12 protein-coding genes and 1 tRNA gene are annotated in these 11,736 nt (G+C 56.8%); 7 read left to right on the top strand and 6 right to left on the bottom strand.

Going from position 1 to position 11,736, the window contains the following annotated elements; all coding sequences use genetic code 11:
- Positions 1–169: 169 nt before the first annotated feature.
- Together msrQ and msrP are read right to left on the bottom strand one after the other, a co-directional pair.
- Positions 170–784 (bottom strand): protein-methionine-sulfoxide reductase heme-binding subunit MsrQ, encoded by a 615-nt coding sequence (gene msrQ, locus ACR0EV_RS20130; protein ID WP_480801740.1) that lies wholly within the window; start codon positions 782–784, stop codon positions 170–172.
- A 4-nt stretch (positions 785–788) separates the two neighbouring features.
- Positions 789–1,691, bottom strand: a complete 903-nt coding sequence (gene msrP, locus ACR0EV_RS20125) for a protein-methionine-sulfoxide reductase catalytic subunit MsrP (protein WP_480801739.1) — start codon at positions 1,689–1,691, stop codon at positions 789–791.
- Between the two features lie 302 nt (positions 1,692–1,993).
- Between msrP and ACR0EV_RS20120 the strand changes: the two genes are divergently transcribed.
- Complete coding sequence (locus ACR0EV_RS20120; RefSeq protein ID WP_480801738.1) at positions 1,994–2,809, top strand: cyclase family protein; 816 nt, start codon at positions 1,994–1,996, stop codon at positions 2,807–2,809.
- Positions 2,810–2,862: 53 nt separating this feature from the next.
- On the opposite strand, the gene ACR0EV_RS20115 is transcribed toward ACR0EV_RS20120, so the two are convergent.
- The 3 genes from ACR0EV_RS20115 to ACR0EV_RS20105 form a co-directional block, all read right to left on the bottom strand.
- Positions 2,863–3,702, bottom strand: a complete 840-nt coding sequence (locus tag ACR0EV_RS20115; protein WP_480801737.1) for a hypothetical protein — start codon at positions 3,700–3,702, stop codon at positions 2,863–2,865.
- Between the two features lie 126 nt (positions 3,703–3,828).
- Positions 3,829–6,447: an ATP-dependent chaperone ClpB gene (clpB, locus tag ACR0EV_RS20110; RefSeq protein WP_480801736.1), complete on the bottom strand. Its 2,619-nt coding sequence runs from the start codon at positions 6,445–6,447 to the stop codon at positions 3,829–3,831.
- A gap of 126 nt (positions 6,448–6,573) precedes the next feature.
- A complete protein-coding gene (locus tag ACR0EV_RS20105) occupies positions 6,574–6,891 on the bottom strand; it encodes a hypothetical protein (protein ID WP_480801735.1) in 318 nt (105 codons plus the stop codon).
- 141 nt (positions 6,892–7,032) lie between these two features.
- Here ACR0EV_RS20105 and pyrF point away from each other — a divergent pair, with 141 nt between their 5' ends.
- Positions 7,033–7,737: an orotidine-5'-phosphate decarboxylase gene (pyrF, locus tag ACR0EV_RS20100; protein ID WP_480801734.1), complete on the top strand. Its 705-nt coding sequence runs from the start codon at positions 7,033–7,035 to the stop codon at positions 7,735–7,737.
- A 350-nt stretch (positions 7,738–8,087) separates the two neighbouring features.
- Positions 8,088–9,341 carry a DNA polymerase IV gene (locus ACR0EV_RS20095; RefSeq protein ID WP_480801733.1) on the top strand — a complete coding sequence of 418 codons (1,254 nt, stop codon included), beginning with the start codon at positions 8,088–8,090 and terminating at the stop codon, positions 9,339–9,341.
- Between the two features lie 2 nt (positions 9,342–9,343).
- Here the strand turns inward: ACR0EV_RS20095 and ACR0EV_RS20090 are convergent, their stop codons facing one another.
- A complete protein-coding gene (locus ACR0EV_RS20090; RefSeq protein ID WP_480801732.1) occupies positions 9,344–10,204 on the bottom strand; it encodes an N-formylglutamate amidohydrolase in 861 nt (286 codons plus the stop codon).
- 148 nt (positions 10,205–10,352) lie between these two features.
- Here ACR0EV_RS20090 and ACR0EV_RS20085 point away from each other — a divergent pair.
- The 4 genes from ACR0EV_RS20085 (at position 10,353) to ACR0EV_RS20070 (ending at position 11,724) form a co-directional block, all read left to right on the top strand.
- A tRNA-Val gene (locus ACR0EV_RS20085) sits at positions 10,353–10,427 on the top strand.
- A 90-nt stretch (positions 10,428–10,517) separates the two neighbouring features.
- Complete coding sequence (gene ykgO / locus ACR0EV_RS20080; protein ID WP_008755722.1) at positions 10,518–10,643, top strand: type B 50S ribosomal protein L36; 126 nt, start codon at positions 10,518–10,520, stop codon at positions 10,641–10,643.
- A gap of 207 nt (positions 10,644–10,850) precedes the next feature.
- Positions 10,851–11,228: a hypothetical protein gene (locus ACR0EV_RS20075; protein WP_480801731.1), complete on the top strand. Its 378-nt coding sequence runs from the start codon at positions 10,851–10,853 to the stop codon at positions 11,226–11,228.
- Positions 11,221–11,724, top strand: coding sequence for a hypothetical protein (locus ACR0EV_RS20070; protein ID WP_480801730.1), 504 nt, complete (start codon positions 11,221–11,223; stop codon positions 11,722–11,724). Before ACR0EV_RS20075 ends, ACR0EV_RS20070 begins: the two co-directional genes overlap by 8 nt.
- Positions 11,725–11,736: the final 12 nt, after the last annotated feature.

Here is an 11,736-nt window from a genome sequence, read left to right as displayed (position 1 = left end):
AAAAAAACAAAAAACCAAAAGTTTTTTGAAAACACCCAAATACCTAAACAAAATCAACCGGTTAGACTGATGAAGAGAAGAGGGAACGGGCCAGAAATTGCTTGCAACACCCCAAAACTCGCAGCACCGCACCCTTATGCACACAGTTACCCACAGACTCGCTTCCGCATCAGGCTGAATCGGCCGTCTTCGATCCGGAAACGAGTCGTGGCATCGGCAAACGCAGGGCAAGAAGTACGAGAATGATCGTCAGATAGACCAGCGGCTCGATCTGGAACCCTTTGGCCAGCATCACGTAGTGCAAGGCACCCAACAGCGCGATTGGGTACACCAAACGGTGGAGCTTGCGCCAACGCGGTCCTAACCTGCGCACCGACCAATTGTTGGATGTCACCGCCAGCGGCACCATGAGGAGAAATGCCGCCATGCCTACTGTGATATAGGGGCGCTTGAGAATATCCGCCCAGATCTGGCTGGGAAGCTGCACATCCAAAACCAACCAAACTAAAAGATGCAGGCTTACATATGAGAACGTCAGCACTCCGATCGCACGTCGAAACTTCATCAGATTCAGACCTGCAAACCTGCGTAGGGGCGTGATTGCCAGACCAGCGATCAAAAGTTGCAGCGCCAGTTCCCCATAGCGATGTTCCAGCGCTTCGATCGGGTCGATACCCAGCCCCCCGGTCAGGCCCAGATAGAACAGCCAGGGCGCAGGTAGCGCCCCAAGCAGGTAAACGGCCCATACCGGAATACGGCGGAATATCTGGTTCACGGCCTGCATGGTCTTAGTAGTTTTTGGTCAGATCCAAGCCTTCATACAGGCTGGCGACCTCTTCCTCATAGCCGTTGAACATGAGAGTGGGGATTCGTTTGGCAAACAGACCGCCCCCAATGCGACGCTCGGACGCCTGTGACCAACGCGGGTGATCTACATTTGGATTCACATTGCTGTAGAATCCGTATTCGCGGGGGTTGGACATGTTCCAGCTTGTGGGCGGCTCTACGTCAGTCAGAGTGATGCGCACAATCGATTTGATCGACTTGAACCCGTATTTCCACGGAACCACCAAACGCAAAGGCGCGCCATTCTGGTTCGGGATCGTTTTCCCGTAAATTCCTGTGGCCATGATCGTCAGCGGGTGCATCGCCTCATCCAGACGCAGCCCCTCGCGATAGGGCCATTCGAGAATCGGGAAACGGGTTCCGGGCATTTCATCCGGACGGTATGCAGTTTCGAAAGCGACATATTTCGCACCTTCCTGAACGCCGGCCATGTTCAGCAAGTCGGCAAGTTCAAACCCGTTCCAAGGAATAACCATGGACCAGGCCTCGACGCATCGGAAACGGTATATCCGCTCTTCGATGGTCATCTCTGACAGAATGTCTTTGAAGTCATACTCACCCGGGCGATCCACCAAACCGTCGATCTTGACGCTCCAGGGTTCAGTCACCAGAGATCCGGCATATTTGGCAGGATCGTCTTTACCGGTCCCGAACTCATAATAGTTGTTGTAGGTCGTGATCTCTTCCCATGTGTTGGGTTCTAACGCGTCTTGCGCTGCAGCCGGGCGCGCCATCGCGGTCAGTCCGACACCCGCCAGCCCGGCCATCACCTGCCGCCGGTTCAGGAACGCCGCCTGTGGGGTGACGTCGGCTTGTGTCAAAGAATTAGTCCAGCGATGCGCCATATGGGTCTCCGTTCGGTACTTACGTCTGTATTGACGTAATGCGCTGATAGCACAGCGCCAGCGAAACAGGCGTAACGATTGAGCGAAGTGACTGTAACGTTCTCAATTCAGGCCACCTGCAACGACCAGAGTAATTCTACCTGTTCAGCTCTTATTTGCACCGGGTTTGGCCGAGCTGTTTTCCAGAAACCTTTACAAAAGCGCCTACCGGACTGCACTCTGTCACGCAGGCATCTCACGCGATCCTGCGCGTTGCTTGCCTGCCATTGCAGCCGTATCGCTGCAGAAAGGGAGGAAGAATTATGTGTGACATCTGTGTAATGAGCGCCGTCAAAGACAGGATGCTGTCTCGGCGCGGGTTCTTCAAAGCTGCAGCTGCGACAAGCGTCGCCGCCGTCGCAACCGGTGGCACAGCCCCCGCGGCACTAGCCGCAGGACATGGCAGTGTCGAGGACATGACCCACACGCTCAGCCCGGAATTTCCGACATGGGGCGGGGATCCCGGTATTTCGGCTGAACAGGCTTTCAACTTTGCAGATCACGGATTCAACCTGTTCAACCTTTCGATCAATGAACATACCGGCACCCATATCGACGCCCCACTGCATTTTTCGGCGGATGGCACCTCGGTGGATGAGATCCCGGTCAACGATCTGGTGGCCCCATTGTGCGTCGTGGACATCGCCGCCCGCGCGGCAGACGATGCAGACACACGTGTCACCCCGGACGACTTGAAAGCGTGGATCGCAGCAAATGGTGACATCCCAGATGGTGCCTGCGTTGCGATGCACTCAGGTTGGGGCGGCAAGACCGCAACCGACGGGTTCCGTAACTTCGATGGCGAAGCGCAGCACTATCCCGGTTTTCATGTCGAAGCGGCGCAGATGCTGATGGAGGACACCGGCGCGCGGTCAATAGCGGTGGATACACTGTCGCTGGATCACGGCATGTCGGCAGATTTTGCCACCCACTACGCATGGCTGCCCTCAGGTCGGTTTGGGATTGAATGCCTGGCCAATCTGGATCGGGTGCCGACATCCGGTGCAACACTGGTCATTGGTGCACCAAAACATGCAGGCGGCACAGGAGGCCCAGCGCGGATCTTTGCGTTGGTGTGAACTCACTGAATGACGACTGACAGAACTCCACCATCCCGGTGGTGTTCTTTCTCTCATTGACGGCATTTGGACCTGACCGCACGCACGGTGACTGCGGATTGGTACTGATCCTCAACAGAGCCTGCTTCCAGATTAAACGCCCTCAGCTCTGCCAGCGCATCCGCCATTGGCGCCAAAGTCTCGCAGGGCTCCCCAAGCCAGGCTTCGTTAATCAGACGCACCTGCAACATTTTCTCCTGCATCAGAAACTGGCTGCCCGATAGTTCGATTTGCTCGACAAGCGGAACAGCCTCTCGCAGGTGCTCCCGCGCGGCTTCAATGTCATGGGCAGGACCTTGCGCAAATTGAATACGCGCCTTGAGTATCTGCTGGTCAATCGCGTCGATCGGTTTCAGATCATCCACCTCGACTGTACCGGCAACTCGCAACGCGTCGTCAGTCCGACTCTGCACCAACAATGCCTCTGCCAACGCATTGAGGTCGTGACGCTTCAGCATCTCGGGCTGCTCATCCCAGGTCAAATAAACGGTGTCAGTCAAACGCGCAATCTGACCACGTTTCGCTTCGATCAGCGCAAAGGCGACATTTTCATCGCCCTGAGTCTGAAGCTGATAAATCTCGCTGTTGATATCCTGTAGCTGGTCCAGTCGCGATATAGCCGTATTACGCTTTTCCTCGAGCCGGATGTCCTCGCGACTGAGATAAAACTTGTCGAATTCCAGATAGGTTGTGAACAGCAGGGCCGGGATACCGACGATGTAGATGGCGTCTCGAATTTTGTCGGTGGGAATCCGATCCCAAAAGGTCTTTGGTTTGGGCGTGGATAGTTCCGTGAGCAAGACAATTGCGTCTTCAATCTTGTCCAATCTCTGGTTTGAGTCATCCTGAGACATAAGAAAATTCACTCGCAAAAAAGGTTCAAACAGTATTAGTTACGCGCGCCCTAGCCGAATAATGCGGACGGCTAAGTCAGAATAACAAAAAACCCGCCGGAATGGCGGGTTTTCTGAGTTGGGAAATTAATGCACCACGGCATCATCCGGGCGGGGTCGGTCTGACGTCCCCAGCCGATCGCCAATGATCAACCCGTCCGAACCCGCGGTGACGGGAACGGTCTCGCCGTCCTTGATCTCACCGGCCAGCAGCGCTTCGGCCAACGGGTTCTGAAGCGCGCGCTGGATCACGCGCTTCAACGGGCGCGCGCCAAAGACCGGATCATAGCCTTCGTTGGCCAGCCATTCCTTGGCACCGTCGTCCAGCGCCAACTCGATCTTGCGGGCAGCCAGACGTTTCTGCAGACGCGCCATCTGGATATCAACGATGCCATCCATATCGGCCCGCTTGAGCCGGTCAAAGATGATGGTTTCGTCCAGACGGTTCAGGAATTCCGGCCGGAAATGCGCCCGGACCGCATCCATCACATCCCGTCGTGCCTGCGCGCTGTCCGCACCTTCGGGCAACTGGCTGAGCGCCTGAGACCCAAGGTTCGACGTCAGGATGATCAGCGTCTGCTTGAAGTCCACGGTGCGGCCCTGACCATCGGTCAGCAAACCATCGTCAAGAACCTGCAACAGCACGTTGAACACATCCGGGTGCGCCTTTTCGACTTCGTCAAACAGCACAACCTGATAGGGCCTACGCCGCACGGCTTCGGTCAGCACACCGCCTTCGTCATAACCGACATAGCCCGGAGGGGCACCGATCAGACGGGCGACCGCGTGTTTCTCCATGAACTCGGACATGTCGATACGCACCATCGCGTTGTCGTCATCGAACAGGAAGTTCGCCACGGCCTTGGTCAGCTCAGTTTTCCCCACGCCGGTAGGCCCGAGGAACAGGAACGAACCCAGCGGGCGACCTTCGTCATTCAGGCCCGCACGCGCACGACGCACGGCGTTGGCAACAGCAGTGACCGCCGCATCCTGACCGATCACGCGGGAATGCAGATCGTCTTCCATCCGCAGCAGCTTCTCACGCTCACCTTCCAGCATTTTCGAGGTCGGGATACCCGTCCAGCGCTCGACCACAGCAGCGATCTGAGTCGGGCGCACCGTTTCCTCGGCCATCATCGCATTGCTTTCGGCGTTTTCGGCCTCGGTCAACTTTTTCTCAAGCTCTGGGATGACGCCATAGGACAGCTCACCGGCTTTTGCGAGATTGCCTTCGCGCTTGGCGATTTCCAGATCAGCGCGCGCCTTGTCGAGCTGTTCCTTCAGATCACGGGCACCGGCCAGCTTGTCGCGTTCGGCCTGCCATTGGGCCGTCATCTCGGCGGATTTCTCCTGCAGGTCGGCCAGATCCTTTTGCAAGGTTTCCAGGCGATCTTTCGATGCCGCGTCGTCTTCAAGCTTCAGCGCCTCTTCCTCGATCTGCATCTGCAGGATCTGGCGATCCAGCTGATCGAGTTCCTCGGGCTTACTATCCACCTCCATCCGCAGTCGCGACGCTGCCTCATCAACAAGGTCGATGGCTTTATCTGGCAGGAATCGGTCAGTGATATAGCGATGCGAGAGCGTCGCCGCCGATACCAGTGCCGAGTCCGAGATGCGCACGCCGTGGTGCAGCTCGTACTTTTCCTTGATGCCCCGCAGGATGCTTATCGTATCCTCGACGGTTGGCTCGGTCACCATTACAGGCTGGAATCGACGGGCAAGTGCCGCATCTTTTTCAACGTATTTACGGTACTCATCCAGCGTGGTCGCGCCGATACAATGCAGCTCACCCCGAGCAAGCGCAGGCTTAATCAGGTTTGCAGCGTCCATCGCGCCGTCGGATTTACCAGCGCCGACCAGTGTGTGCATCTCGTCGATGAACAGAATGATCTCACCAGCGGCCTCGGTCACTTCGGTCAAAACGGCCTTGAGGCGTTCTTCGAACTCACCACGGTACTTCGCACCAGCGATCAGCGCACCCATGTCGAGCGCCAGCAGCTTCTTGTCCTTCAGCGATTCCGGCACATCTCCGTTGACGATGCGCAGGGCCATACCTTCGGCAATCGCGGTTTTACCGACGCCGGGTTCCCCGATCAGAACCGGGTTGTTCTTTGTGCGGCGCGACAGAACCTGCATCGAGCGGCGGATTTCCTCATCCCGCCCGATGATCGGGTCGATCTTGCCCTCTGCCGCGGCCTCAGTCAGGTCTCGCGCGTATTTCTTGAGCGCATCATAGCCCTCTTCCGCCGAAGCGGTGTCAGCGGTGCGACCCTTGCGGATGTCGTTGATCGCTTCATTTAGTTTCTGGGCGGAAACAGCTCCGGCTTCCAAAGCTTCCTTGGCTTTGGATTTCACCATACACAGCGCCATCAAAACGCGTTCGACCGGCACAAAACTGTCGCCCGCCTTGGTGGCAATCTTAGTGGCCTCGTCCAGAACCTTGGCGGTCTGGCCATCCATGTAAATCTGGCTCGCGTCACCGCTGACCTTAGGGATTTTCCCCATCGCGGCGTCCAGCGCCTCGACCACGCGGTTGGGCGCGCCGCCCGCGCGTGTGATCAGGTTGCTGGCCAGCCCCTGATCGTCATCCATCAGTGCTTTGAGTATATGTGTGGGCTCCAGCCTCTGGTGCCCTTCGCGCAGCGCAATGGTCTGCGCTGCTTGCACGAATCCCCGTGCCCGCTCGGTGAACTTGTTCAAGTCCATGATATTCTCCTTCTCCAAGCGCCCCGTTTTGACATGCCCGCTTGGCGGCACATATCGGTCGAAGCCTCACATTCAATCTGGGAAATATCTTTTCCGGTTCAAGAGGCTAAGGCGCAGAAATCACGCCTATTCGCGCTGTATGGTGTAAACGGTGTAACCCCCGGTCTCGGCAACCTGGATCGCACCCAGATCATCCACCAAAGACTGCGCCGCCGCACTTCCCGTCGGGCATGACACCAGATCGGCCGTGTGATCCAGGAAATTGCCGGTAAAGGCCGTTTCGCCCGTAAGCTGACACCAATCACCCTCGGATCTGTAGCCGCCCACAAGACGCAGATCATCATTCGTCGGTGCAGGTGCAGCCCCTGTTTCAGGTGTTTCGGGTGGGGTTTCGTCACATGCAGCCAGCGCAACCAATACGCCCAGCACAACCAGCTTTTTCATTTTCTGTCCCTTGTTCTGAAATCAAGTGCTCAATACCCGGCACGATAGCACAAAATGAACGTGCCCGCGCCCGGCTTCGAAGATGGACAGAACCGCCTGAACCCGCTAGGACGCAGACGTTTGCCAAAAAGGAGCGCCCCCATGTCCGATGACCGTCTGATCGTAGCCCTCGATGTCCCCAATGCCCTGCAAGGTCTGGCCATGGCTGAACGGCTGGGAGACAGCGTCTCGTTCTACAAGATCGGTTTGGGTATGCTGACCGGTGGTGGGTTGGCTTTGGCCAACGAACTGAAACAAGACCACGGCAAACGCATCTTCCTGGACATGAAACTGTTCGACATTGGCAACACAGTGGAAAACGCCGTGCGTGGGCTGACACAGTTCGATCTGGATTTCCTGACCGTGCATGGCGACCCGCATGTGGTGCGCGCCGCGAAAGAGGGAGCGGCGGGCAAGGATCTGAAAATCCTCGCTGTGACGATCCTGACTTCGCTGAACCGTGACGATCTGGACGCCAGCCTTCTGAAAGACGGCGACGTGCAGGATTTGGTTGTCGAACGCGCCGCCAAGGCGCTGGAAGCCGGAGCAGATGGCGTCATCGCCAGCCCGCAGGAGGCCGCCCTGATCCGCGCCCTGCCCCAGGCCGAAGGTCGCCTGATTGTAACCCCCGGTGTGCGACCTGCCGGTGCTGCGCTGGGTGATCAGAAACGTGTGGCTACGCCAGCCAGTGCGATTCTGGATGGTGCAGATCACATCGTGGTTGGCCGTCCGATCTATCAGTCACAAGACCCGAAAGCCGCTGCCGAAGCCGTTCTGGCAGAGCTAAATTCTTTGAAAGTTCACTGACTGAACCAGATCAATTCGTCAGGTTTGCACGTTCGGTTTGCCAGATAACAAATTGACCTTACGTCACTTTGCGGGGAAACCGCGCCAAATCGTCCCTGTGCCGGAAAACACACATTCAAGTTGCGAGTTTTTACAAAACCGTCATCGGCCTATCGAAACTTGGGAAATTCAGCGATTCTGAGGGCAATACTCCCCAACGAACCGCTTCTTCCTGAGGTTCGTTACTTCCCCCCGCCACGCAGCGGGGGGCTTCTTTTCGGAAGGCCACACCGCAAAACCGGACCTTTGATCCAGCACCGAAGCTGGTATAAGTGACCTCCAAGCCAACTGCGGAACGCATGAGGGCGCAGATGCCCGGTCTTTGCCGAGATTGCCTGACACCTTTGACAAACGAACGGCGCTGTCCGGCCTGCGGCAGCCCCAGGGTCAAGTTGCACCCCGAGCTCTTTGACCTGTCCATCGCTCATATGGATTGCGACGCCTTCTATGCATCGGTTGAAAAGCGCGACAATCCCGAGCTTGCTGACAAGCCCGTTATCATTGGCGGCGGCAAGCGAGGCGTCGTTTCAACGGCGTGTTACGTGGCCCGGATCCGGGGGGTGCGTTCCGCGATGCCCATGTTCAAAGCGCTGCAACTCTGCCCGGACGCGGTAGTTATAAAACCGCGCATGTCCGTTTATGCTGAAGTGTCGCGCGACATCCGCGCCATGATGGATGAGTTGACGCCGGTCGTCGAACCACTGTCCTTGGACGAGGCGTTCATGGATCTGTCAGGCACCGAAAGACTGCACGGTGCTCCGCCTGCCATCATGTTGGCCCGGTTGGTCAAACGGATGAAAAACGAATTGGGCGTGACAGGGTCCATCGGGCTGAGCCACAACAAGTTCCTTGCCAAGGTTGCGTCGGATCTCGACAAACCGCGCGGGTTTTCGGTGATCGGCAAGGCCGAAACGGAGACGTTCCTAAACGACAAACCCGTGCGGCTGATCTGGGGTATTGGCCCAGCGGCACAAGAATCGCTGGACCGGGCGGGGATAAGAACCTTCAACGATTTGCTGCGCTGGGATCAAGAGGCGCTGACGGCACGCTTCGGCGCAATGGGGTATCGCCTGTGGCATCTGGCCCGGGGGCAGGACAAACGACGTGTCTCGGCCCATGAGCCGATGAAGTCGATCAGCAATGAGACCACATTTTTCGAAGACACGGCCAACCCCGAGATTCTGGACGGGCATTTGTGGCGCATGGCCCTGAAAGTTTCGGACCGGGCCAAAGCCAAGGATCTGGCGGGGCGGGTAGTGACGCTCAAGCTGAAGAAAGCCAATCACAAAACCCTGACCCGGCGTGTGTCGCTTCGCGATGCAACCCAGATCGCCGACCGGATCTATCGCACTGCAAAAGGGTTGTTTGATCAGGTCGGCGATCAGGGGCCTTACCGCCTATTGGGGTGTGGTCTGTCTGATCTGTGCCCGGCAGATCAGGCCGACATCTCGGGCGATCTGCTTGATCCCGGCGCTGCACGCAGGTCGCAGGCGGAACGGGCCACCGACGAGATCCGACAAAGGTTTGGCTCGGATGCCATTGTAAAAGGCCGCGCGCTGCGCTGACGCTACTCTGCCGCCAGGCGAACCGGTTCCGACCCGATGCTGGCAATTTCGCGCACCACCTGCCGCAAGAGTTTCGAAAACGCCATAAAATTGGCGTTTGGTGCGATCTTCTCTTCGTCCATATAAAGCGCGCGGTCGATCTCGATCTGAATGGCGTGCTGATGGCGCCCCGGACGACCGTAGGTCTGGGTGACATAGGCACCGGCGAAGGGCGCGTTTCGCGCCACGTTCAATCCCGCCGCAGCAAAGGCCGATTCAACAAGGTCCACGACTTCGGAAGACGCTGACGCGCCAAACCGATCGCCCAGAACAATATCTGGACGTTTGCTGCGCGCCGTGCCGGCCATCGAGACCGCCTCATGCGGCATCGAATGGCAATCCACCAGAATTGCCTGACCAAATGTCTCATGCGATTCGGCCAGCAGGGATTTCAATCTTGCGTGATAGGGACGCCAATACGTATCGATACGCAAACGTGCTTCATCCATGGTCAGCTTTCCGCTGTAGATTGCACGACCGTTGGCCACGACGCGGGGAATCACCCCCAACCCAGAAGCGACGCGCGGATTGTGCCCATGTCTGCGCGCACCGCTGATCAGGGCCGGGTCCAGTTCATCCAGACTGCGATTCAAGTCCAGATATGCACGGGGCATGGCCGCTTTGATGAAGGGCGCTCCATGTTCGGCCGCAGGTGCAAACAGTTGATCCACAAAGGCATCTTCCGATGACCGAATCACATTTTGATTCAGCACCGAACGTTTCAGAAAAGCCTCAGGATACTCTCGCCCACTGTGCGGAGATGAAAAAACCACACAAGAGGTTCGGTTTTCGGGCATATCCAAGACATAGGCTGTGTTCTGCATGATCCCTCCGCGTTCGCAATCAACATAGACCGGAAAATAGTTCTTCCAAACCCCTTGAACCCCTGAACGACTCCTTTTATAGACCCCGCTACCGGCGCGGGTATCCGCGCCCCATTTCGTTATGGGGCTGGGCACGCAAAGGGAAAGTGGGCGGTTAGCTCAGCGGTAGAGCACTTCGTTGACATCGAAGGGGTCACAAGTTCGATCCTTGTACCGCCCACCATCTATTCACTGTTCCGGTCTTCCGGGGCACCCGACTAACCCAGGCGCTGGCCACGTCTTTGATGAAGGCGCCGCAGATTGGAGACAGACCATGAAGGTCAAGAACTCGCTCCGCTCGCTCAAGAACCGGCACCGTGATTGCCGGATTGTGCGTCGCAAAGGCCGCGTCTACGTGATCAACAAGACGCAGCGCAAGTTCAAAGCGCGTCAGGGCTAAGAACTGCATAAATCTTTTAAAGAACCGCGCCTTTCAGCGCGGTTTTTTTGTGCCTGAAATCAACCTGCAAATGGTGAGTCTGCCGCACGTACGCTACTGCGGTAATTCGATGAGTAAAAGCGGCTAAGTCTTAGACTGACATTTCTCATTGTTATAAGTCGTTCTCGTGTTAACGTTTGACTGTTTTATGATGTCAGGAGGTCTGTTTTGGCCAACGATGACCCTAATGCGGTATTTGGGACAACGCTGACGGACATGGTTGCCGATATTGGCAAAAGCGTTGCCCAGGCTGCGGAACAACTGAGCCGAGACCAGTTGGAAGCACTAAAGAACTATCCGCAAGAACTGCGCGACATGGGCATACCGCCTGTCTTTTATCATATGCAAGATGTCGACGTTGAGCTGAAAGTGGTCATGGAAATGTCCAGCGAGCAAGGGCAAGAAGACAGGCTGTTCAGCTTTCTTTGGGGTCCCAAGCTGACGCAGACCGATACGCTCGACTCAAAAAGCGCGTCCACCATGCGCATGCGTTTTGTCCCCGGACCCGTTCACGAGGATGAGACCGGCAGGCCCGAAGATGGCTAAACCTGATCGAAAGCAACCGATGGAAGTTCGGGTTACCGAAATGCCCGAAGCGTTTACGCTTTTGCTCAAGTCGCTTTCGGACAGGCTGACCGCCATGGAGACACGCGAAAACGAACTCAGGCAGACCATCTCGGACCTGGAAGACAGGATCGAAGAGTTGGAGAATGGCGGTGAAATGATGGTCGGGGCCGGTTTGCCGCCCGTGACGAACCCATTGGCCAGTGCTGCCGCCGAGGTGATGGCAGACGATAAAGACACGCAGATCGTCGACGCCCAGAAATTCTCGCAAGCACTGGGAGAACAGATTCTGGCCGGATCTAACGACAGCGACGATTTCACCATCGACAACGTGAAAGTCGAAGCCTTCGTTGGATTGGGCCAGGATGGTGAAACGGCCCAGATTGCGACCAATGCAAAGAAGCAGGTGATCAGCCAGAACGCTTCAAAAGTTACATTTTCCGTCAGGAGGCGGTCCCCCACAAAGATTATCAAGTAGACTGAATTTGGA

This window comes from Ruegeria sp. CF8 (genome assembly GCF_056537285.1).
The sequence above is the reverse complement of the archived record's forward strand: the minus strand, read 5'-3'. Positions and strand labels throughout refer to the sequence as shown.

Bases quoted from the DNA above. Each gene is read 5' to 3' on its own strand.
- ACR0EV_RS20120 (WP_480801738.1), top strand. From the start codon at position 1,994: ATGTGTGACATCTGTGTAATGAGCGCCGTCAAAGACAGGATGCTGTCT.
- clpB (WP_480801736.1), bottom strand. From the start codon at position 6,447: ATGGACTTGAACAAGTTCACCGAGCGGGCACGGGGATTCGTGCAAGCA.
- ykgO (WP_008755722.1), top strand. From the start codon at position 10,518: ATGAAGGTCAAGAACTCGCTCCGCTCGCTCAAGAACCGGCACCGTGAT.
- ACR0EV_RS20115 (WP_480801737.1), bottom strand. From the start codon at position 3,702: ATGTCTCAGGATGACTCAAACCAGAGATTGGACAAGATTGAAGACGCA.
- ACR0EV_RS20105 (WP_480801735.1), bottom strand. From the start codon at position 6,891: ATGAAAAAGCTGGTTGTGCTGGGCGTATTGGTTGCGCTGGCTGCATGT.
- msrP (WP_480801739.1), bottom strand. From the start codon at position 1,691: ATGGCGCATCGCTGGACTAATTCTTTGACACAAGCCGACGTCACCCCA.
- ACR0EV_RS20090 (WP_480801732.1), bottom strand. From the start codon at position 10,204: ATGCAGAACACAGCCTATGTCTTGGATATGCCCGAAAACCGAACCTCT.
- ACR0EV_RS20095 (WP_480801733.1), top strand. From the start codon at position 8,088: ATGCCCGGTCTTTGCCGAGATTGCCTGACACCTTTGACAAACGAACGG.
- ACR0EV_RS20070 (WP_480801730.1), top strand. From the start codon at position 11,221: ATGGCTAAACCTGATCGAAAGCAACCGATGGAAGTTCGGGTTACCGAA.
- msrQ (WP_480801740.1), bottom strand. From the start codon at position 784: ATGCAGGCCGTGAACCAGATATTCCGCCGTATTCCGGTATGGGCCGTT.
- pyrF (WP_480801734.1), top strand. From the start codon at position 7,033: ATGTCCGATGACCGTCTGATCGTAGCCCTCGATGTCCCCAATGCCCTG.